Raw genomic sequence first — 21,054 nt, 5'->3', positions numbered from 1 at the left:
GGCGAGCAAACCAGTTCTAGTGTAAGTCAATTCACATTAAACGCGTCAGCAGTTAAAGAAACAAAACAATAATACGCAGTAATGATGAGTGAATAGAATGGTAATAAAAACGGCCACCGATATGGCAGCCGTTATATTTTATTAATGCTAGCGCACTACCTACATTTGTGATTGCAAGTAGTTTGGTAAGCCCAAGCGTTTAATAAGACCCAATTGCTGCTCTAGCCAATGGGCATGATCCATTTCTGTATCGTCTAATAGCACGATAAGCATGTCGCGGGTTACATAGTCTTTCTCGGTTTCGCAAAGTGCAATTACTTCGCGCAACTTCGCATCTACTTCATATTCAACCCGTAAATCGCTTTCAAGCATCTCAGGTACATCTTTACCCACTTTGAAACCAGTACGCTTCGTCATGTCAGGCGTACCTTCTAAAAACAGCATACGCTCAATTAGCTTGGTTGCGTGCCCACGTTCATCGTCAAATTCGTGGTCGATACGCTCATAAAGCTTGTTTAAGCCCCAATCAAGATACATCTGAGAGTGAATGAAGTACTGATCCATGGCGGCTAACTCATAAGAGAGTAGTTCATTTAAGCCATCGATGATTGCTTGGTTACCTTTCATTAGTCATCTCCCATTACTTGCGCTTGTAGATAATTTTCAATACCCATCGCATCAATTTGGTATTCTTGAGTCTCAATCCAGTCTAAATGCTCTTCTTCGTATTCAAGCAGACCTTCAAGAAGATCCCGAGACACATAATCTTGTTTTTCCTCGCACAGCGCGATAGCGTCACGAAGGAGAGGAAGCTGCTCTTTTTGAAAACGTGCGTCGCAAGATAGCATTTCAGCGGTGTCTTCACCGATGTAAAGCTTGCCCAGTGCTTGTAGGTTAGGCAGACCTTCTAGAAAGAGAATACGTTCGATAAGATCGTCGGCCTGCTTCATATCCTTAATGGATTTCTTATAGTTCTTTTCGTTGAGTTCTGAAAAACCCCAATTTTTGAACATACGTGCGTGCAGAAAGTATTGATTTATCGAAGTAAGTTCGCTTGTTAGTACTTCGTTCAATTTTGCAACGACTTGTTTATCACCTTGCATTGTGAAAACCCTTTTAACCTATTTGCGTGAAGTGTAGTCTCATTTTAGCGCTTTGTCAAAAAAACCTATTTAAAACATATATTTACAAACGATAACGTTTCTCAATTCATCCATTGTTCGCATTTAGAACCGCATTACTGTTGCGTTTGGGCATAAGCTAAACTTTCTTCAGCAAAACCAAGTCCTGCTTCGGTAAAGAAATTAAACACTTTATCAACGCCGTTCTCTAGCAGGTGTGACACTTCATCTTCATAGCGGGCAATGGCCGCAACTTTACCGGTATACCCAGCATTTTTGAGCTGACGAGTAATGTTGATGGAGTCTTGGATAGAAGGCAGTGCCAGCAACACTAACTGAACGTACTTTAAATCTAGGTTGTCCCATAAGTCTACGTCTTCGCCATCACCACAAATTACATTATATCCTTCAGACGACATTTCTTTTATTTTCTGTCTGTCAGCATCCATCCCCCATACATTAACGTCGCTTAGTTTTGACAACGCATTAAACGCTCCTCGCCCAACTCGTCCCATGCCCAAAACTAAAAACTCTGCGTTATTTAATGTTGGATAGACGTCTTCTTTTAAACGCTCTTCCTTCTCAAAACGTTTTATCACGTGTTTGTAACTGTGGTATTGAGAATGGGAATTTCGATAGAGCACACTGGTAATAACGAACGAGATAGAAACAGCAAGAGCAATTACGACCAACCATGTATTTGCGATTAGCCCTAATGACACTGCTAAAGCACCCACAATAAGCCCAAACTCGCTGTAGTTAGATAGTACTAAACTGCTTAAATAGGCTGTTCTTCCGCGCAACCGTAATGACGTAAATAGGCCAAAAAAGAGCGCTGCTTTCAAAGGAATGAATAAACAGAAAATAAACGCAAGGGTAATCATGCCGAGATCAGGTAGCGCGGTGAGTCCGATGGTTAAGAAGAAACCAATTAATAAAAGGTCTTTAAAGCTTAGCAGCGACTTTGCAAGTTCTGATGCTTTTTCGTGTTGAGCCAGCATAATGCCAAAAATTAGCGCACCCAAATCACCCTTTATATTGACGAGTTCAAATACGTGGTAGCCACCTAGCGCCAAAATAAATCCAGTGAGTGGAAGTAACTCTCCGTGTCCAGACTTATTTAACATCTTTTTAATTAGGGGCATCGCTGGGAACAAAGCTAGCAAGGCTAACGACCATATAGAAGGAAGTTTGCCGGTTGCTACCACAAGAAAGACAACTGCGAACACATCCTGCATTACTAAAATACCAATGGCCAAACGACCATGGCGAGTTTTGCTTTCACCGCTTTCCTCTAAAACTTTGACAACGCATACTGTACTACTAAAACTCAACGCAAAGGCAATAAGTGCCGCGCTCTTCCAGCTAAGCCCATCGACGAAATTTGCTGCAATGGCGCCTAAGAGATAAACACAACACGTAATAATGCCAACCCAAACAAGTGTGTGGGTTACACTGCCACCCCAAACCTCCCGTCGGCTTAAATCTCTGATATTGAGTTTTAACCCAATAGTGAAAAGCATAATTGTAATGCCCAAATTAGCGATTTGGGTTAAATCTTCGGTTAACGAATAACCTGCAAAATTAAGCAAAAAACCGGCAACGAGATAGCCGACAAGAGGAGGAATGCCGATGAGTTTAACTGTTAAACCGCACACAAATGCGAAGAGAAGAAATGCATACTCCATGAATTACCTTTCAAAATGTTGAACGTAAAATCCGTTATTCTCAGATAAGGTTATAATATCTAGCACCAAACCATGTCTTGAGGGTTTTTAAAACCAGCTAAATAGCTTAATGTTTCTGTTTTAAATCCTGACCTTAGACTAGCACGTAATAATCTGTTTTCGCAGCTAAAAAGACAGAAAAAGCGACACTTCAAGGTTATGCGTAACCATGTTGGATTCGTCCTATGATAATAGATTGTCGCTATATTTCAGTGAATTAACGCAAATATGAAACTGGTTCGCTTATTTGGGTGTATTGATGATTGCAGTGAGCATAATATGTGCTGTGACATGCCGAATTAAAGAAGGAATTTGAATGCGATTTACTATATTAACGGTACTCTTACTACTTGTGGCTTTTAATGTGATTATTGGAGTACTGTGGGCACCAGTTTGGTGGTTCCTTCTGCTCTCCATTACTTTATTAATGTTTGGGTTACATGATGCGTTTCAGAATAAGCATGCAATCCTCAAAAACTTTCCACTAATCGGCCGAGTGAGATGGACTGTTGAGGGGCTGAGACCTTATATACAGCAATACATTATCGAAACAGACACCGGTGGTGCACCGATTTCAAGAATGTACCGATCAATTGTTTACCAGCGTGCGAAAAATAGTCGAGAAACCATACCTTTCGGTACACAACTCGACACTTATAAAGATGGATATGAGTGGATAGGTCACTCTTTGTCTGCACGAGAAGTAGAGGACATGGACGAAGACCCTCGAATAACGGTAGGGGGCCCGCATTGCAAGAAACCGTATAGTGCGAGTGTATTAAATATCAGCGCGATGAGTTTCGGGAGTTTATCAAAAAACGCCATTCTCGCGCTCAATAAAGGCGCGGCTAAAGGTGGGTTTTATCACAATACGGGTGAGGGAGGTTTAACGCCTTATCACTTAGAGAATGGCGGCGATATTGTCTGGCAAATAGGGACAGGTTATTTCGGTTGTAGAACTGAGGATGGCGGCTTTGATGCGGATTTATTTCAAGAAAAAGCCAATCTTGAAAGCGTTAAAATGATTGAAATTAAGCTTAGTCAAGGAGCAAAGCCTGGGCATGGTGGCATCTTGCCAGCCTATAAAAACACCCCGGAAATTGCAGAAATAAGGGGGGTTGAACCCGGCACGCAGGTTGATTCACCGCCCAGACACAAAGCTTTTTCAACGCCATTGGAAATGATTGATTTTATCACGCAGTTAAGAGAACTCAGTAACTTTAAACCCATAGGTATTAAGCTTGCCTTAGGAAGAAAAAGTGAATTTATAGCTATGTGTAAAGCCATGGTAGAGAAGGGGGTTACACCCGATTTCATTACCGTCGATGGTGGTGAAGGAGGCACTGGAGCGGCCCCTCTAGAGTATTCAAATTCTATCGGATTTCCCCTTCGTGAGGCGCTGGCATTTATTGATGACTGTCTAACGGGCTTTGGACTGCGAGATAAAATAAAGATCATTGCCTCGGGCAAGATTATTACCGCATTTCAGTTGGCTAAAAACCTTAGTCTAGGGGCTGACATATGCAATAGCGCCAGAGGCATGATGCTGGCACTGGGCTGTGTACAATCCCTGTCGTGCAATACAAACAGGTGCCCAACCGGTGTTGCGACTCAAGACCCCAAACTCGCCAAGGGGCTAAATGTCGAAGATAAATACGAAAGGGTTTATCGGTTTCACAACAAAACCGTTCTTGCGTTGATGGATATTCTTTCTTCTACTGGGCACATAAGCACAACTGAGTTAAACAGAACCCACATCTTTAGAAGGGTCGATCAATGCCACGTAGCGCGCTACGATGAAATTTTTCCGCTCGTCAAAGCGGGTAGTTTTTTAACTGAAGAGGTGCCTGACCGATTTAAACTCCATCTACAGGAAGCCAATGCTAAGAGTTTCATGCCCTGCAGTTTGTTGGCCGAGATTGAAAAAGAAACAAAGGCTGTTTCCTAGTTACATTAGCGATACCTAATGAATGTTATGAATTAAAGCCCCAACGGAAGTGGTGGGGCTTTTTTACTACAAATTATTCTGTCTTGTCAGGAATGCGTAATTGATAGAGACGGTAATCACTCGTTCTGTAGGGCGTAACTTTATATTTGGGTTGTAAATATGCAACTAAATCTATTAATTCTGATACCGTAAGTTCATCGTTCACTACTCGCATCAACGATACGCCGTCTTCGCTCGTAAAGCTTGCTGGTTGACGAGGTGTGAGCTTATGAGACGGATTAATAATACTGGTTACAAGTTCTCCATATGTCTTAATTCGACCACTGCTACCGCCCAACGGTATTGGTTTTGCCAATAGATACTGAGCGTTTTCCGGCTCTTCTTCTCCAGCTATTCGATGGCAATCTTGACACTGATACTTTTTGAAAACTTGATAGCCTTGTTCCATATTCCCTTCGGGAAGGCTAAATCCTCTTGGTGAATTTGCTCCTTGTTCGCAGGCAAAAAGCAAGAGCGTAGCTAGTAGTAATGCTGTAATTCTCATCATCAACTTCTCCGGTAAATGTTTGAATATTTCAATATGCCTAAATTGCTTTCTAATTAGTATGGCTTATGTAACAGAACAAACATTGACCTAGCGCAATGTTAAACTAGATTCATAGGATTATTATCGGGGTAATTATTGTGAAGGTATAACTTAATTTTCATGCTTTCTCATTAGAAACTAAGGAGAAACTCCATGCAAAGCTACGACACTATTCTAGTACCGATCGACGTTTACTCTGACTACGAGTTGGTCGTTGAAAAAGCTATTGCTGTAGCCGGTAATAGTCATAAGATTCATCTTCTTTATGTTGCTTACCCCCAAACAAATATGGAACCCTATGGATTGTTTTTAGAGCGAGATTTTTCAGAAGAAGTAAGGGAACAAGCATTAAGGCAGTTAAAAGATGTAGCGTCAAAGCACGATATTCCGTATAGCCACGTGAATGTGGAAATCGGTTCGCCCGCCGATGAAATTCACCATGTGGCAGAAAAAATAAATGCTGACCTTATCGTTGTGGGCACTCATGGGCAAAGTGGACTTCGCTTGTTATTAGGCTCCACGGCAAATGCAGTACTACACGGAGTGAAAACTGATGTGCTTGCAGTTAAGGTCTAAATAGAAAGGGAAGGTTGTTCGAACCCAAAAGATGCTTTCCGTCATGTAGTTGTAATGAACGTTCGATAGCTTAACTATTTTTGTGAGTTTGAACGATGATTGTAAAACGGAAGGGTCTATCACGGGTTCTTTACGCCACGTATTATTCGATAAAAGGTTTAAGATCAGCGTTTGCAAGTGAAGCCGCGGTAAGACAAGAAATTTTCGCGATGCTATTTCTTGTCCCGTTTGCAGTTTATGCTGATGTTACCAACGTAGAACGTATCCTCATGATAATGTCGCTATGTATCGTATTAATAACAGAGCTTCTCAATACCGCTGTTGAAAAGCTCTGTGATCATGTATCAACAGATATTCATCTACTCATAGGCCGAGCAAAGGACATTGGCTCTGCAGCAGTATTTGTCAGCCTGTTACTGGCCGCATTTGTTTGGCTAACTATTTTATTGTGAATGGTTAAACGAAAATTCATCAACGTAAACCTAAAGTGCCTTTATCTTTTTATCACAACACTCATCAACTAAAGTACGAATTGTACTGTCTAGATTTTTGATATGAGAATAGTGAAGTGAGGTCTCGCCGCCATTGCTAATGTCTTTTATAGTGAACACTACATCATCGTCACGAGACGTGACACATATTCGAACGAAATCTTCAGACTGTGCCAGTGGAACATGAAGATAAAAAGGTTCGTTATGTGAATTTAAATAGTCCACCGCAGCCTCTTTCGTTTTGAAAGGGTCTTGTTTTTCTGGTTGGACATGCCAAGAAGAAGATGGGACGACCAATTCTGCGAGTAATTTTCCGTGCTTGGTATCAATTCCACTGCTCATGTAAAACTCCTTTATTTAAAAGCATCAACGCATCACATTAGCGTGTAATCTCCCACACGCTGATGCGCATTAATATTATTATTTAGGTACGGTACTTATGCGTCTTTGGGTTCAATAACAGGATAATGAGTAAGAATAGGCCGGGGCGAGCCAGATATGTTCTAGCAGGGCGAGGTTACGCGTAACAAAATAACTTTAAGAGAGAAACGTAAGTCTTTGAATAAATGCGCTATCATCGTTTTCTTTTAGCTGACAGCTTCGCCATACCCCCGCGTTTTACGTTCGCTTGTCTAGTATAGTGCCCCGGCATTTCTGGCGATTGCCATCCGCCAGCAAGCTGAAGTTCCGGAAGAGATGCACCATCTTCCGCAAGTGAGACTGCACCGCCAACGCGCCCACTGTGAGGTGTAATATTTTCTGTTATTCCTGCACGAAGTGCTATTCGCTGCCAGATTCTATAAACACTGGAGTAATTTAATACGTTCGCCATGTGGCTAGGAACATTCTCATCAAACGGTAAAAGCGCCGTTTTGTGATTTGTAAGGCGTCGAAAAAGAATACCTTTATGTAAACCACGTAGGTCTGATAGCTCTCTAGGCATTTTTGTTTTAGGGTCAAGATTGGCTTCGTTAATATATTCTTGAATCATAGAAATGGTACTTGAAGAAACGAACCTATATTGGCCTTGACCTGATTGATCACTTTTAGAAGAGACAACAAGCAACGTATTATTACGAGCAGATATGTGATCGACACAAACCCGAACTAATTCATCAGCGCGCAACAATGCATCGAACATTAGATTAATGATAGCGATGTCTCTCAACTCTAAAAGAGAATCAGGAATGATGGCGTTATTAATCTGTTCTAGCATTTCAATGGTAAGCGGAACTGCTTGCTTGTGAGACAAACGATATTTTCGATTCTCTATAAGGGACAAGCGAATAAAGTCTCTTAGATACGCTGAGCGTATAATTGGATTTGGTAGTTTTGCCACCCCAAGAAACTTACTCAGAGCAGAAAGGCGACGCTTGATAGTTCTGTAGGCGAGGGGAGAGCGGCACAACTCACCGACGTACTGCTTAATACATGTTTCATTGTGAGCGAAGTCATTGGTAAAACCTTGCATACCAGATTGTTTGCAAAAAATAGCAAACTCATTGTAATCACTAATATATGCTCGTTGCGTGTTGTACGGCAGTTTAGTAAAAATATCATGGTAATAATGTCCAAAGTTATGCGCTGAGGACGCGTCACTAGGTGTGATTAATTGAGCATTTAAATTGAGGGTGCTATTGTTGCTCGAATAGCTAGATTCAAAAGTTTTTTCGTGCGGTGTATTGGTGCTATCTTTGTCATGTGGGTAAACATTACTACGGGGCGCACCCGTCGACTTTTGCGGTAAAAATCGTGACGTATTTTGTTTAGAGGACATTGATAAGCCTTTACTGACAATAATGATGGCAAAAAATAAGCTACAATAATTATTTAAAAAATTGTATAGTACTGATTTATATAGATATTCACGCATGATAACTGTAATTATCATGCGTGAAAAACTGTAAATATCTCTTAGATGCGACCTAGTGCTATCAACCTTCCTTGTGATGTTTCGCTACATGTCTTTGTTTATTGCCTGCACTTTACCACACCACTGTATAATTAAACAGTATTGGTGTTTTCGTTGTCGATAGTCGTTAAATAAACGCACCCTCTAGCTAGGTTTTCTCAGTTTTTGGCTATTTCACATCGTGCGCTATGTGAAATGTGCAAGGCAATACCTCTATTGTTTGTTCAGATTTCACGTAGCGTCGCCTGAAAAATGAGCGCTTATTATGACTTTCAAAACAATGCCTATTTTAAACGGCTAAGCACTAAGGCGTTTGTACGACTGTTTTCTGCATGTTAGTAGGCAATGTTCTTAATCGCCCTTTGTGCATAACTATAATAGCAAAGCCGTTAACGGAGAATCTGTGGGATAGGTGACAGATGCGGCATAAACAGTTCTTCATAGAAGTAAACACCAAGGCCGCTCTCGATATGGTAGTTTTTAATTATGCTAACAGTAACGTTTATCATCGACCGTGGACAAAAGTGAATTCTAATTAAGAAGCTATTTTAAATAACCCACGATTTTGAAATTTTACTTTTATAAATACAATGCCAGCTGAGTGCTAAGTAACATATTTTGTCCTTAACTAGCTGACTTAACAAGTGCGGCCGCCTGTGACCAAGATTATTTATCTAGTTTTATGAATTCCGAACTTATTAAAAGTAAGTAGCTAATAAAGGACATGAACGTTTGATAATGCTCGTATTTTAAATAATCGAAACTACTTATTTTTTCAGTTTTTTGTTTTCCAGGAATGCTATAAGTATTTTATCAACGTCATATTAAAGTCTATTGAGTTGATAAAATATAATTCAAATCGCTAAACAATCAATTACTAGTTACATCAATATAAAGCACAATTTAAAAAGAGAGTGCTGAAATTATCTAAACAACGATTGAAAAGAAGCTTATCTATTTGAGGCTTTAGGTTAAGAATAAAAAGAGCGTCACATATTTCTTTCTACTGAACTCGCTATATTTATCAATAAACAATCTCTAACCACTGGTTTCGTATAACACCTCAGTTCTATTGCTTAATCACATATTCTATTTAACATAATATACATTATGCGTAATTAGGTATATGGACGATTAGGGAGTTGATGTCGCTCTATTTGGTTGGTTTGATGGCTGTGATTACTCACAGACTTTTATGCGTGGCTGCTGTGTTGGCTCTGCGTTTTGTTTTGGGCTTGTGCGTGAACGTCTAACTTACGTCGGTGTTTTTAATTTAAAACTGCTCAGATGATTTGATTTAGGTGTAATAAACTTAATCGTACGCTACGTGAAATCAGCAGTATGATTACCCTGATTTTTTGATTTCATTCACGTAGCGTTACGTCGTTAAATTAGGACTGTTTGAGGGTTATTTTGGAAAGTAAGTTATTAGTAGTTGCCAGCAGACTATTTTGATAACGCCACTTAAAATGCCATGAAGTATTTCATTGAGTTGGTACTTTGAATAGCTTTAATGTTTGCAACGGTTTGTTTGCATGTTTTGCTTTATCGAGTTCGCGTATAATTGTGTTGAGCAAAACATATTGTTGTTCATTACTATATTGACTTACGGTGTCTTACTGATGAAAATTAAGTTACATATCTATTGAAAACTTATACTTATTTCAGTGTTACCGCGGCCACTAGTTCAGTATATAGCTTTTCTAGTAGTCATTTTATTTAAGAGTTATTTCCTTTATATATGCTGGTCAATCGTTTTTTATCTTGTTCATAATCAAGTGCCATCATGCTTCGTTCGTAGCTTTGTTTAGCCAATACGGATGCAGCCTCTACAAAGGTCTTATCAACATCGTTAAAACAAGCCTTAATAGTCTTGAGCGATTTTTGGATACGTAAAGCCACTTCGATGTTAGCAGCTCCGTCTCGCGCTATACTTGTATATGCATCATCAAACAGATCGTTAACATTAAGTGCCGGTATAGATACGCGGTCGTATTTGTATATGCTTTTTGTATCACCCTTTGTAGATGTTTTTTGTAAGCCTGTATTGTTATCTTCTTCATCTATTGTCTCGCTTTTGGCTCTCCACAATAAAATCAAGCGTGTAATACTTCCGACAGCGTTAATAGCGGTTCCGTGATCGTTAACTGACGGAGATAGCGCTCTCGACGCGATTTCTGCCAATACAATGAGTCCGAAGCGAGGGTCAGCTTCAAAAGAGCGCGCTTCATTAATTGAAAATGCGCTAGCAATCTCATTGGCGTCAGACTTTGATTCTATATAGGCTAGTGGACGCTCAGGTGTAGCAAATTCACCTGGCAATATAACAACATTAACGAAACTTTTGTTTGTCTCGGCCCAGCGCTGTAGCTTGGCAATGTCGATCATCTGAACATAGCCTACCTGCTGTGAAAAAATAGCGTGTGTCCCCTGCTCTTTCACAAGGTTTTCGGGCACAGCACCAAGGCAAGGAGTATCTATTCTGTTTTTAATAGCGCGTTCCGTTGCCTTTTCGACTTTAAGCAACGTTGACTCCACTCGACCTAGGCGTGCCACGCTGTCTACCCAACGGATAAAGGTTAAGATCACCATGCCAAAGGTTAGACACGTCAAGCCGAAAAGGATAAATATTCCGGCTTTTTCGAAAAATGTATGGCTTATTGCTGTAAGGGCAACTGCACTATAAATAAAGGCACCAATAAAAACAGAGAGCGCATTTTGTGACACGTCATCAGAAATAATTAAACTAAGTGAGCGAGGTGTGGAAGATTGACTCGCCGAGGCGTAAGCATTCACCATGGTTCCTGCAGAAAAGGTCGCGATAACCATCATGCTAGATGCCATTATAGACAGTAACGTTTCGACAGATTCTGCTTTAATTTCGGGTATATGCTCGGCAAGTGATGTGCCATCGGCAATCTTTGCCACAAATACAACCATTAGCGATAACATACAGAAGCCCAGTGGTTTAACCCAAAGCTTTTCTTTAAAGCTGTATATTAGGAAACGCAATCGATCAACGGTAATAGGTGCTTCCACAACACACTCCTTGTTATTTGTTTTATCCATGTTTATACGGATGTGTGCAGGTAAATGATTAACCTGCGTTAATTGGCGACCTAAATCGTTTTCACTGGTCTTAATTTTATTCCCTATGGATATAATAAGTTATGCTTTCTGGGGTGATTGCGCGCTGCGCTTGTTGCCAGCGCAGCGCTTAGAACAGTAACGCACATTTTCCCAGTTCTTTTCCCATTTTTTTCGCCAAGTGAACGGCCTTTGACAAACGGGACACATTTTCGTCGGTAGGTCAGACTTCTTCATTTTTTGTTAACTTTGACAAAAAAGTTGCGGCATCCTGTTTCATTGTTTCTATGTTCTCTTCTTTCATCCGCCCATAGGTTTTATAAATCATGGCCATACGATGATTATTGCTAAGCTTTTCTTTTTGCTTATCAATAAAGTGCCAGTATAGGTAATTAAAGGGGCACGCTTTTGGCCCTGTTTTTTTCGAAACTTGATATCCGCAGTTTTTGCAGTAGTTACTCATTTTATTGATGTAGCTACCGCTAGCTACGTAGGGCTTACTTGCTAAATTACCGCCATCGCTATACAAAATCATGCCCGCTACATTAGGTAGTTCAACCCATTCATAAGCATCGGCGTAGACCAATAAATACCATGCTTGAACTTCTTCAGGACTCAACTCAGTAAGCAGACTAAAGTTCCCTATAACCATTAGCCGTTGAATGTGATGGGCATACGCGTTTTTCTGGGTCTCTTTTATGCACTGACGCATACAGTTCATATTGGTTTGTCCGTCCCAGAAAAACGAAGGAAGAGCCCGGCTGTTATTAAAATAGTTATCTGTTTTTAAGCCCGGCATGAAGTGCCAGTAGAATCCGCGTACGTATTCCCGCCAACCCAGAATTTGACGAATAAAGCCTTCGGCCGAATTTAAAGGGGCCTGCCCTGCGTGATACGCTTGTTCAGCAGCCTGAATAGCTTCACTGGGCGTTAGCAAACCACAGTTTAAGTAGAAACCAATGTGCGAATGATATAGCCAGGGCTTACCTTCCACCATAGCATCTTGGTACTGGCCAAAGTTAGGTAAGCGTTCATCTATAAAAGTATTGAGTACGGCTAGCGCATCCTCACGGGTAACCGCAAAATGAAAATCTTCAATTTCACCGAAATGCGCTTCGAAATTGTTATTGACGAGCTCAATGACTTCGGAGGAAATGTCATCTGGTTTGAAGACTGTGTGCTTAGGTACTTGATGCGTCTCAGGCATAGATTCACGGTTTTGCGCGTCATAGTTCCATTTTCCGCCTATTGGATTTTTTCCATCCATTAACACATTATGTTTGCGCCGCATTTCACGATAAAAGAACTCCATTCTAAGCTGCTTTTTACCCTCAGCCCATGAACTAAACTCTTCAGGCGTTGCTAAAAAGCGGTTGTCCTCACAAATGGTCACCGGGATGCCAAGTACACTTTGCCACTGCTCCATACTTTTAAGTAGCCGGTATTCACCTGGCGACGTAACTTTAACGTCAGTGAAACTTTGCGATGCAAGCGAATGCTTTACTTGCTCCAGTAAACTGCCCTTGTTCTCTTCATCGTCATAATGAACATAGTTAACGTTATAGTTGCTATCCCGCAAATGCTTCGCAAAGTGACGCATAGCACTAAATAAAAAAGCAATTTTCTTCTTGTGGTGCTTAACGTAAGTGGCCTCTTCGCGCACTTCTGCCATTAAAATCGTGTCTTTCGTTTTACGCGCATTAGCGATGGCGGGTAAGGTGTCAGTAAGCTGGTCGCCTAAAACTAAAATAAGTGATGCCATACCCTACTCTTTTATTTCCTGAAACGCATCTAAGGCACGCTGGCGGGATGCTTTTAAATCGACAATGGGTTTCGGATAGTGCTTGCCTAATTCAATTCCCGCGTCTTTCAAAATGGCTGAAGGTGCTTCCCAGGGTTTATGAATGTATTTATCTGATAAACCATTAAGCTCAGGGCAATATTTACGAACGTATGTGCCCTTTTTATCGAATTTTTCACCTTGTAACACAGGATTAAATACTCTGAAGTAAGGTGCAGCGTCTGCTCCAGACCCTGCTACCCATTGCCATCCCGCACTGTTGCTCGCTAAATCAGCATCTAACAAGGTATCCCAAAACCAGCGTTCACCTTCGTGCCAGTCAAGCAGTAAGTTTTTCACCAAAAATGACCCAACAACCATGCGTATGCGATTATGCATATAGCCCGTTTGCCATAATTCTCTCATGCCTGCATCGACAATGGGTATCCCCGTTCTTCCTTTTTGCCATGCTTTTAGTGCTTTAGCATCAGTGCGCCAAGGAAACTTATCGAACTTATCGTTGAAGTTTTTATTTGGAAGCGTAGGAAAGTGAAACAGTAAATAGTAGCTGAACTCACGCCAACCCAATTCGCTTAAATAGGTTTCGATACTTTTATCTTCACTATTACCAAACTTATCTTTAATGGCATACCAAACTTGATTGGGCGATACTTCACCAAAATGTAGATGCGGAGATAGGCGTGACGTGCCACGTGCAGACGGAATGTCGCGACCATCTTTATATTTTCTCGCAGAGTTCTCGATAAAATCAGATAAGTTATCAGCGGCGCCATCTTCGCCTGGTGACCATTCTTTAGCGATAGTCTCATCCCACTTGATGCTTGGCAATAATGCCAATGATGCTAATTGGTCACCTTCACTTTTCACGTCAGCGTAAGTAATTCGTGCTGGAGGTGCTTTGGGGTAGCGCGGTTCTTCAACTTGTAAACAACCATTTTTGTAATACGGAGTGAAAACGCGGTATGGAGTACCGTCTTTTTTCAGTACCTTCATAGGTTCCCACAATAAACTACCATTACAGCTATGTGCCTCAAAACCCTCGTCTATAAGATGCTTTTTGAGTGCTTTATCCCGGTTTATCTGCCATGGCTCATAACAGCGGTTCCAAAATATAGAGCTCGCGTCGAACGTCTCCATTAATCGAGGAATAATAGTTTGCGGATCGCCTTTGAAGATCTGTAAGTGACCGTTTAATCGCTTGTTTAACGACTCAAGTGAATGATGAAGCCACCACTGGCTCGCACCGCCAGGAAGCCTGCCGTCAGGCGCATTGTCATCATAAATATAAATAGGAACGATTTTGCCCATATCACAGGCTGCATTTAACGCGGGGTTATCTTTTACGCGAAGGTCTTGTCGGAACCACATAATGCTTGTAGGAACGGTCACTTTTTTTCCTTTTTCACTGCACTTAATTTGAATTATTTTCGTAGTGTTAGATGTACGTATAATTTTAGATTCTGGATCCGACAAAAAACTAAAAAGCGTGACAAATTAGTATGATAAATAACCAGCGAGAAAGTGAACTTACAAACGATGTTCGCAGAGGTTTGTTTTGGTTTCGACACGACCTAAGACTTCACGACCAACCGGCGATACTAAAGCTTTGTGAAGAAGTATCAGAGATAACATTTACCTATATATTGGATGAACAACATTTTCTTCCCAACGAGTTTGGCTTTTCGCCAATGGGTGAACACAGGTATACATTTCTACTTCAGACGCTAAGCGATTTAGAGCAATCACTTAATAAATATGGTCATAAACTGGTAGTGTTGAGAGGTAAAACAGCTGACTGTTTAGTTAACCTTCTACGAGTCGGTGACTATACGCACTTAGGTGTAAGTCAGCATTGCGGCTATAACGAAACGGCTCAACTTAATACCGTAAAACGCTTCTTTGACACATTAACGGTTATAGAAACCGCTACTTACGGCCTTTTCGACGTTAATAGTTTTCCTTTTGCGATTGAAGATATGCCTGATGTATTTAGTCCATTTCGCAGAAAAGTAGAAAAGCACTGTGAACCAATACCAGTGGTTAAAACGATATCACAGTTGCCGAGCCCTTATGCCCCTGAAGTTGAGCAGCAATATCGCTTTGAGATAAACGTAGAACTGCCCGCTTCGCCAAGCCATACTTTTGTTGGTGGTGAGAAAGCTGCGCTTACTCACTTGAATCGCTATCTTTTTGATTGGCATGCGGCCGCAACCTATAAAGAAACACGAAATACGCTCGATACGTGGGAGCATAGCACTAAACTCTCTGCGTGGTTAGCGAATGGCTCCCTATCTGCTCGCGAAGTAGTTAGGCAAGTTAAAGAATTTGAACAAACTATTGAAAAAAATGATTCCACCTACTGGATTTATTTTGAGCTTTTATGGCGTGAATTTTTTCATTGGTTGCAGTGTAAGTATGGGTCTAAGTGGTTTCGCTTCAGTGGAATCCAAGGTAAAACGCCTTCAACCAAACACGATCCAGAAACCTTTACTCGTTGGTGTGAAGGTAAAACAGGTTATCCTATTGTAGACGCCTGTATGCGTCAGCTTGCTGAGACTGGCTATATGTCAAATCGAGGACGTCAACTAGTTGCGAGCTGCTTTGTACACGAACTTCGTCAAGATTGGCGCTATGGTGCAGCATGGTTTGAGCATCAACTCGTCGATTTTGATGTAGGTAGCAACTGGGGAAACTGGCTATATCTTGCGGGTGTTGGGAGCGACCCCCGTGGTCATAGGCAGTTTAACTTGCAGAAGCAAACTGATACTTACGATCCAGACGGCACTTTTCGTAACAAGTGGCTGTAGTTGCTTTTTCTATGCCGACATCAAGTAGTAAACAAGCGGTAACGGTAGTTTGGCTTAAAAGAGATTTGCGCTTACGAGACCACGAACCGCTCTTTCGAGCAGCGATGGCCAATGAGCGTGTACTTCTGCTTTACTGCTGGGAGCCTTCACTTTTAAGAGACCCCCACATGAGCGAGCGCCACTGGCGCTTCGTTCAACAAAGTCTTGATGATATAAACCGACAGCTACCAGAGAATATCACAGTCCTCTCACTGCACGCAGAAGTCGTGGAAGCTCTTGAGTATATTTCTCATTTTTTTTGTATTTCTTTGGTTAGAAGTTACCAAGAAATCGGTCTAAAGGTTACGCATAACCGTGACAGGAAAGTATTTAAGTATCTGAATTTAAGAAGAATACCTTTTATTGAGTCATCTTATGGTGCTGTCATACGCGGATTGCCACACCGGTCAGAGTGGCAGATAAACTGGGAACGTCATTTTGCTGAACCAACCTTTGATTTCGACATTAATCATGTGAATTGGATAGACTGGCGAGCCAATCAGAAAATACACATCGCTGAGCAAACACTTAGTGCGTTATTGGCATCATATAGTTCTTATGGGGGCAACTTTGATCAAGGCGAGCAAGAACCACATTATGTCGCGCAAGATGAAACGCAAATATATGGCGAGGGTATGCAGCCAGGCGGAGAACGTCGTGCTTGGCAAGTGCTGAAAGATTTTTTCAATCATCGGGGTCAGTTTTACCATCAGCATATTTCAAAGCCCGAACATGCAAGACGCGCATGTACACGCCTGAGCCCTTATTTAGCATGGGGCAACGTTTCAATTAAGCAGGCCTATCAAAGCGTACAGTTACAAAGGCAATTAAAAAAATCCCTTTCCCAAGAAGAAAAAAAGAGATGGAGTCGCGCACTTTCTGCCCTCACCTCTAGGCTCCATTGGCATTGCCATTTCATTCAAAAGTTTGAGAGTGAATGCAGTATTGAATGGCGACCAATGAATAGCGCATACGAAACCTTTCCTTATATCGACGGTCCGGAAGCGGAACGGCGTTTCTATTATTGGAGCATCGGGCAAACCGGTTATCCTCTTGTAGATGCGTGTATGCGTGCGTTAAAGCATACGGGATATCTCAATTTTCGAATGCGTGCTATGGTTACCAGCTTTCTATGTCACCATTTAAACGTACATTGGCTAAAGGCTGCTCACTACTTGGCGACTCAGTTTTTAGATTTTGAACCGGGTATTCACTATCCACAAATTCAGATGCAGGCGAGTGTGACCGGCATCCATACTGTTCGGCTATATAATCCTGTTACACAATCAAAAAAACTGGACTCTGACGGCGTGTTCATCAAAAAGTGGATACCAGAGCTTTCAGCGCTGCCAGATGATGCTGTGCACGCGCCTTATCTGCTTCCACCACTTGAGGCGGTCATGCTAGACTTTGAGCTTGGCAAGGATTACGTTGCTCCTATTATTGATATCTCAGAAAACAATCGAGCCACGGCAAAGCGTTTATGGGACTACCGAGAACGGGATGATGTGCTTAAAGAAGCGAAGCGTATAGTTCAGCGACATACTATGCAAAATAGCCCTAGTCGAACATGGCTGAAAGCCAAGGCAAATAAAAATGCCTAACGATTATTTTTTCTAAGCCACTCATTGAGCAACTTTATTTGACCGCATTTGTAAGCGGCATACATTAATCGCATAGCATTTGACATGGCTTCGCTATCTGTCCATCCGGTTTTATCGCGAATTTCGTCGTAACACGCTTTAGCTTCCGGACTAACATAGCCCCTAACCAGTTTTTTACCGGCTTCTTTCTGTCTTTCTCTAAAACGACGCTGTTTATCGGCGTTTGCTTTTGCCTTATCTGTCGAACTACTTTTATTGGGCGTTTTTGTTGTTTGTTCTGTCATAGTTTTCACACGAAATTACGTTATTGTAGATCTAAAGACAATTTCTGTATAAATATCACGCTATTAGTGCGATATTTGTTCTAGCCTGATAACTAAAGCTATAGTAGCACGCGTTTTTCTTCAGAAAAATGACTGTTCAGAGTTGTTTAGCTTACAAGTGTTCGCTAGATTAGCAACATCATTTTAATAACAACATCGAGTTGGGAATGTCAGAGAAGAAAAATAGTTTTAATAAAGAAGATTTACTAGCATGCAGCCGTGGGGAAATGTTTGGTCCTGGTAACAGTCAACTTCCTGCGCCAAATATGCTTATGATGGATCGTGTAGTGTCGATTACCGAAGACGGTGGCGAACACGGTAAAGGCGAAATTGTCGCTGAATTGGATATAACCCCTGATCTATGGTTTTTTGACTGTCACTTTCCTGGAGACCCAGTAATGCCAGGCTGCCTTGGGTTAGATGCGATGTGGCAGCTTGTTGGTTTTTTCTTAGGTTGGAGCGGAGGTCCTGGTAAAGGGCGCGCACTGGGTGTTGGTGAAGTCAAATTTACAGGTCAGATATTACCGACGGCTAAAAAAGTAACCTACAAGATTACTATGAAACGCGTTATTAAGCGTAAGCTGTTCATGGGAATGGCTGACGGTTCAGTAGAAGTCGATGGCCGAGAAATCTATGTGGCAAAGGATTTAAAAGTTGGGCTATTCCAAGATACGTCAAACTTCTAGCATTTAAGGCTGCTAACTGCTTTGAAGGAAATACTTCAAAAACAAAAAAAGCCCCTTTTCAGGGGCTTTCCTTTTTGCATAATCAGTTCATAAAAGAGAAGTGTTATTTAACACTCAGACCTAAGTGTCTATCTTCTACTGCCTCGCGCCATCCACCTAACCATTGTGAACGAGCATCGTTTTGCTGAAATGGACATAATTCCTTCGAGCGACCGCTAATACCAGCTTGATAGCCTTTTGCATGTGCGCGTGTCAGTTTATCTCTTTTTTGTCTTTTCATTGATTAGCCTCTTTTGTTTGTTGAATGTACAACAAATCATTTTCTCGAGCGCTCTACATCATTTCGGTTGATAGTGCCGGAAAAGTTTTTGCGTACACTACTTTGATAGTGCAATTATCAAAATGGTTCAAGAAAAATAAAAAATTAAAGGGCTTGACTTTATTTAAACAAATGAAGTTTCGATGAAATTTATGTTACATTTTTTATGCATAAATATGTCACTTGTTACAATTTTTAGGTATAAAAAAAGCCACAAGATTGTGGCTTCTTAATGTCAGAATAAATATTAAACAGTTATTCTTCTATTTTTTAAAACGTCTGCGTATAAATGCCGCGGTAAGCAAGCCGAACAATGCAAACCAGCCCGTGGAAGCGCCACTGCGTTCAAAGGGTTGCTCGTCTTCTGGTACTTCACACTCGTCGATAGAGCCATTAGCAATAGGCGATAGCTTTACTGCGACAATGGTGTCAACGTCCACAGTTTCTCCGTCTGAGTTAATTATGTCGTTGCCGGTAACATATTTACTCGTCGCCTTGATACGCGCGTTCGCAATTATCTCGTTGTTATCGTTTATATCAACCGCTTCAAGCAGTTCATAATTGTTGTCACAAGATACGAGGTCATTGAGGTCAATGAATTCTTCAGTATCAATGTTATACATGAACGCAGCGGTTTCTCTAAGGGTATCGCTTGTTGCGTCAACATCAGCTTTACCAACAACGATATTGTTGTTATTGATTGCGTTCGCCGTCACGCCGGCACTTGAGAAGAAGCCAGCCGGATAATGCTGCTCTTGCGTGTCTAGATTGTAAACAAATAACCGAGAGCGTGCGATATCACTCTGAGAGCGAAGCACCGCGCCCGTCACCCAATTCTCATCGTTTATTGCGATGGCTTGGCTAAGCAGGTTTTCTTCTCTTGGAAGAAGCTCAATGGTCTCACCGTCTCTAAAGACTGTAGCGACCCGCTCACTCTCAGATAACCCAGACTGATTTGGGCGAGTGATAGTAATTCTGTCACCTGTAAGTCCCTCACCTACGGCAATGCCCTGGTTATTAATATCATAGGCATAAGTAAAGTAGTGACGCTCGTCGTCTTCGGCAGGCTCAAAAAGCAGTGGATACGTTTCTGTGCTAATCACATCACCATTAACGTCCATTTGCCAAATGGTAGCGTTCACTTCAGAAAGTAAAACGAAGCCAGGTAAATAATTCGACGAAGTATTTATGAAATAGCTCGAAATTCTTGGTACTGCAAAATCGCCATTGTACACGGTAAATAAACAACGTCCCTCGGACTGATCGCCACGTTGCTCTTCATCTGTACACGTTTCGAGTGCCTCGTCAACGTCTTCGCGAAAGCTTACCGTACTAAACCCCGCTACCTGAAGGTTTTCGTTTACCGCACGGGCTGAAGAAAATCCGCCTGCTTTGGTGTCAACTGCCGGAAGGACTTTCGTTACACCTGATGCTTGAACAAACCCCTGTTGTGCCGATTCGGGATATGTGTAGTTAATCGTATCGCCATTTTCGTTTTCGTAGGAGTCTAAAACAACTAACCCAGAGGAATCGCCAACAATGAAGTTACCGTTCAAACTGTCTCGGCCAGTGACTTCAACTGACTGCGTGTAGTCATCAAACTTATCCGTTACTTCATCGAGACCAGGTACAAGTGAAATATCTTGCGTGTCGGTAACATAGGTACGAAAAGACGCGAGTTTTTGCCCTTGGACTGTATTCGTGTTTTGGAGAAGGAAGTTTACAATTGTTGTGTAATCAACATCAGTAAAGACACCTTGTCGAACATCTTCTTCGTTCTCTAAACTTTCACCAAACTGGTCGAAAAAGGTGGTGTCGTTCTCAAGCTGCTCCACATCTACAGGTGGGTTGTACTCAAGCTGTACAACAGACAGCATTTTTCCCGAGTTGTCGATGGAGCGAGCGAAATTATTTCTAGCGGTATCCTGTAAAGGAAGAGGCGTCACGGAATAGGTCGCGGCGAATGCCGAAACACTTCCTGTTGCCAACAGAACGGCGGCGGCAAGCTGAGTTCGTTTCATTTAAAA

At 41.6% G+C, this 21,054-nt stretch carries 19 protein-coding genes; 6 read left to right on the top strand and 13 right to left on the bottom strand.

Translation table 11 applies throughout. From position 1 onward, the window contains the following. Positions 1-159 precede the first annotated feature (159 nt). The 3 genes from bfr (ACM0P2_RS10610) to ACM0P2_RS10600 form a co-directional block, all read right to left on the bottom strand. Complete coding sequence (bfr, locus tag ACM0P2_RS10610; RefSeq protein WP_120959188.1) at positions 160-627, bottom strand: bacterioferritin; 468 nt, start codon at positions 625-627, stop codon at positions 160-162. Continuing rightward, complete coding sequence (gene bfr, locus ACM0P2_RS10605; protein ID WP_159118996.1) at positions 627-1,103, bottom strand: bacterioferritin; 477 nt, start codon at positions 1,101-1,103, stop codon at positions 627-629. Before bfr (ACM0P2_RS10605) ends, bfr (ACM0P2_RS10610) begins: the two co-directional genes overlap by 1 nt. 134 nt (positions 1,104-1,237) lie before the next feature. After that, entirely contained in the window at positions 1,238-2,809 is a 1,572-nt protein-coding gene (locus ACM0P2_RS10600) for a cation:proton antiporter family protein (protein WP_159118994.1), read from the bottom strand. Between the two features lie 355 nt (positions 2,810-3,164). Between ACM0P2_RS10600 and ACM0P2_RS10595 the strand changes: the two genes are divergently transcribed. Continuing rightward, positions 3,165-4,796, top strand: coding sequence for an FMN-binding glutamate synthase family protein (locus ACM0P2_RS10595; RefSeq protein ID WP_159118992.1), 1,632 nt, complete (start codon positions 3,165-3,167; stop codon positions 4,794-4,796). 73 nt (positions 4,797-4,869) lie between these two features. Here the strand turns inward: ACM0P2_RS10595 and ACM0P2_RS10590 are convergent, their stop codons facing one another. Beyond that, complete coding sequence (locus tag ACM0P2_RS10590; RefSeq protein WP_373996019.1) at positions 4,870-5,343, bottom strand: c-type cytochrome; 474 nt, start codon at positions 5,341-5,343, stop codon at positions 4,870-4,872. Between the two features lie 192 nt (positions 5,344-5,535). Here ACM0P2_RS10590 and ACM0P2_RS10585 point away from each other — a divergent pair, with 192 nt between their 5' ends. Then, positions 5,536-5,958 carry a universal stress protein gene (locus tag ACM0P2_RS10585; RefSeq protein ID WP_159118990.1) on the top strand — a complete coding sequence of 141 codons (423 nt, stop codon included), beginning with the start codon at positions 5,536-5,538 and terminating at the stop codon, positions 5,956-5,958. 95 nt (positions 5,959-6,053) lie between these two features. Continuing rightward, positions 6,054-6,410: a diacylglycerol kinase gene (locus tag ACM0P2_RS10580; RefSeq protein WP_159118988.1), complete on the top strand. Its 357-nt coding sequence runs from the start codon at positions 6,054-6,056 to the stop codon at positions 6,408-6,410. 30 nt (positions 6,411-6,440) lie between these two features. Here ACM0P2_RS10580 and ACM0P2_RS10575 read toward each other — a convergent pair whose 3' ends face one another. From ACM0P2_RS10575 to ACM0P2_RS10550, 6 genes are all read right to left on the bottom strand, one after another. Beyond that, positions 6,441-6,791, bottom strand: a complete 351-nt coding sequence (locus ACM0P2_RS10575; protein WP_159118986.1) for a hypothetical protein — start codon at positions 6,789-6,791, stop codon at positions 6,441-6,443. 232 nt (positions 6,792-7,023) lie between these two features. Then, the gene (locus tag ACM0P2_RS10570) at positions 7,024-8,226 is read right to left on the bottom strand and encodes a tyrosine-type recombinase/integrase (RefSeq protein ID WP_419226578.1); all 1,203 of its coding nucleotides are present in this window, start codon (positions 8,224-8,226) and stop codon (positions 7,024-7,026) included. 1,854 nt (positions 8,227-10,080) lie between these two features. Continuing rightward, positions 10,081-11,400, bottom strand: coding sequence for a DUF2254 domain-containing protein (locus ACM0P2_RS10565; RefSeq protein WP_159118984.1), 1,320 nt, complete (start codon positions 11,398-11,400; stop codon positions 10,081-10,083). Positions 11,401-11,529: 129 nt separating this feature from the next. Further along, positions 11,530-11,685, bottom strand: a complete 156-nt coding sequence (locus tag ACM0P2_RS10560) for a DUF2256 domain-containing protein (protein WP_159118982.1) — start codon at positions 11,683-11,685, stop codon at positions 11,530-11,532. Further along, complete coding sequence (locus ACM0P2_RS10555) at positions 11,672-13,210, bottom strand: cryptochrome/photolyase family protein (protein WP_159118980.1); 1,539 nt, start codon at positions 13,208-13,210, stop codon at positions 11,672-11,674. The genes ACM0P2_RS10560 and ACM0P2_RS10555 overlap by 14 nt, the downstream gene beginning before the upstream one ends. Before the next feature lie 3 nt (positions 13,211-13,213). After that, entirely contained in the window at positions 13,214-14,638 is a 1,425-nt protein-coding gene (locus tag ACM0P2_RS10550; RefSeq protein WP_419226577.1) for a cryptochrome/photolyase family protein, read from the bottom strand. 110 nt (positions 14,639-14,748) lie between these two features. On the opposite strand from ACM0P2_RS10550, the gene ACM0P2_RS10545 reads away from it, so the two are divergent. Next, a complete protein-coding gene (locus tag ACM0P2_RS10545; protein WP_159118976.1) occupies positions 14,749-16,056 on the top strand; it encodes a DASH family cryptochrome in 1,308 nt (435 codons plus the stop codon). An 11-nt stretch (positions 16,057-16,067) separates the two neighbouring features. Further along, on the top strand, positions 16,068-17,699 hold the full coding sequence (locus ACM0P2_RS10540; protein ID WP_419226576.1) for a deoxyribodipyrimidine photo-lyase/cryptochrome family protein: 1,632 nt from the start codon (positions 16,068-16,070) through the stop codon (positions 17,697-17,699). Here the strand turns inward: ACM0P2_RS10540 and ACM0P2_RS10535 are convergent. Further along, complete coding sequence (locus tag ACM0P2_RS10535) at positions 17,696-17,983, bottom strand: hypothetical protein (protein ID WP_105931335.1); 288 nt, start codon at positions 17,981-17,983, stop codon at positions 17,696-17,698. The two genes, ACM0P2_RS10540 and ACM0P2_RS10535, sit on opposite strands and share 4 nt — an antisense overlap. A 206-nt stretch (positions 17,984-18,189) precedes the next feature. Here ACM0P2_RS10535 and fabA point away from each other — a divergent pair, with 206 nt between their 5' ends. After that, a complete protein-coding gene (fabA, locus tag ACM0P2_RS10530; RefSeq protein ID WP_120959213.1) occupies positions 18,190-18,708 on the top strand; it encodes a bifunctional 3-hydroxydecanoyl-ACP dehydratase/trans-2-decenoyl-ACP isomerase in 519 nt (172 codons plus the stop codon). Positions 18,709-18,811: 103 nt separating this feature from the next. Here fabA and rmf read toward each other — a convergent pair whose 3' ends face one another. Together rmf and ACM0P2_RS10520 are read right to left on the bottom strand one after the other, a co-directional pair. Beyond that, positions 18,812-18,988: a ribosome modulation factor gene (gene rmf, locus ACM0P2_RS10525; protein ID WP_105931333.1), complete on the bottom strand. Its 177-nt coding sequence runs from the start codon at positions 18,986-18,988 to the stop codon at positions 18,812-18,814. A gap of 302 nt (positions 18,989-19,290) precedes the next feature. Next, positions 19,291-21,048 (bottom strand): DUF3466 family protein, encoded by a 1,758-nt coding sequence (locus ACM0P2_RS10520; RefSeq protein WP_173358576.1) that lies wholly within the window; start codon positions 21,046-21,048, stop codon positions 19,291-19,293. Positions 21,049-21,054 lie beyond the last annotated feature (6 nt).

Source organism: Alteromonas sp. OM2203, from assembly GCF_048517045.1.
GTDB classification, from domain to species: Bacteria; Pseudomonadota; Gammaproteobacteria; order Enterobacterales; family Alteromonadaceae; genus Alteromonas; species Alteromonas gracilis.
This window is presented reverse-complemented; position numbering and strand designations above follow the sequence as displayed.

What these genes read in the sequence shown, in the direction of transcription:
- bfr (WP_120959188.1), bottom strand. Translation starts at nt 627, where the DNA reads ATGAAAGGTAACCAAGCAATCATCGATGGCTTAAATGAACTACTCTCT.
- bfr (WP_159118996.1), bottom strand. Translation starts at nt 1,103, where the DNA reads ATGCAAGGTGATAAACAAGTCGTTGCAAAATTGAACGAAGTACTAACA.
- ACM0P2_RS10600 (WP_159118994.1), bottom strand. Translation starts at nt 2,809, where the DNA reads ATGGAGTATGCATTTCTTCTCTTCGCATTTGTGTGCGGTTTAACAGTT.
- ACM0P2_RS10595 (WP_159118992.1), top strand. Translation starts at nt 3,165, where the DNA reads ATGCGATTTACTATATTAACGGTACTCTTACTACTTGTGGCTTTTAAT.
- ACM0P2_RS10590 (WP_373996019.1), bottom strand. Translation starts at nt 5,343, where the DNA reads ATGATGAGAATTACAGCATTACTACTAGCTACGCTCTTGCTTTTTGCC.
- ACM0P2_RS10585 (WP_159118990.1), top strand. Translation starts at nt 5,536, where the DNA reads ATGCAAAGCTACGACACTATTCTAGTACCGATCGACGTTTACTCTGAC.
- ACM0P2_RS10580 (WP_159118988.1), top strand. Translation starts at nt 6,054, where the DNA reads ATGATTGTAAAACGGAAGGGTCTATCACGGGTTCTTTACGCCACGTAT.
- ACM0P2_RS10575 (WP_159118986.1), bottom strand. Translation starts at nt 6,791, where the DNA reads ATGAGCAGTGGAATTGATACCAAGCACGGAAAATTACTCGCAGAATTG.
- ACM0P2_RS10570 (WP_419226578.1), bottom strand. Translation starts at nt 8,226, where the DNA reads ATGTCCTCTAAACAAAATACGTCACGATTTTTACCGCAAAAGTCGACG.
- ACM0P2_RS10560 (WP_159118982.1), bottom strand. Translation starts at nt 11,685, where the DNA reads ATGAAGAAGTCTGACCTACCGACGAAAATGTGTCCCGTTTGTCAAAGG.
- ACM0P2_RS10555 (WP_159118980.1), bottom strand. Translation starts at nt 13,210, where the DNA reads ATGGCATCACTTATTTTAGTTTTAGGCGACCAGCTTACTGACACCTTA.
- ACM0P2_RS10545 (WP_159118976.1), top strand. Translation starts at nt 14,749, where the DNA reads ATGATAAATAACCAGCGAGAAAGTGAACTTACAAACGATGTTCGCAGA.
- ACM0P2_RS10540 (WP_419226576.1), top strand. Translation starts at nt 16,068, where the DNA reads ATGCCGACATCAAGTAGTAAACAAGCGGTAACGGTAGTTTGGCTTAAA.
- ACM0P2_RS10535 (WP_105931335.1), bottom strand. Translation starts at nt 17,983, where the DNA reads ATGACAGAACAAACAACAAAAACGCCCAATAAAAGTAGTTCGACAGAT.
- fabA (WP_120959213.1), top strand. Translation starts at nt 18,190, where the DNA reads ATGTCAGAGAAGAAAAATAGTTTTAATAAAGAAGATTTACTAGCATGC.
- rmf (WP_105931333.1), bottom strand. Translation starts at nt 18,988, where the DNA reads ATGAAAAGACAAAAAAGAGATAAACTGACACGCGCACATGCAAAAGGC.
- ACM0P2_RS10520 (WP_173358576.1), bottom strand. Translation starts at nt 21,048, where the DNA reads ATGAAACGAACTCAGCTTGCCGCCGCCGTTCTGTTGGCAACAGGAAGT.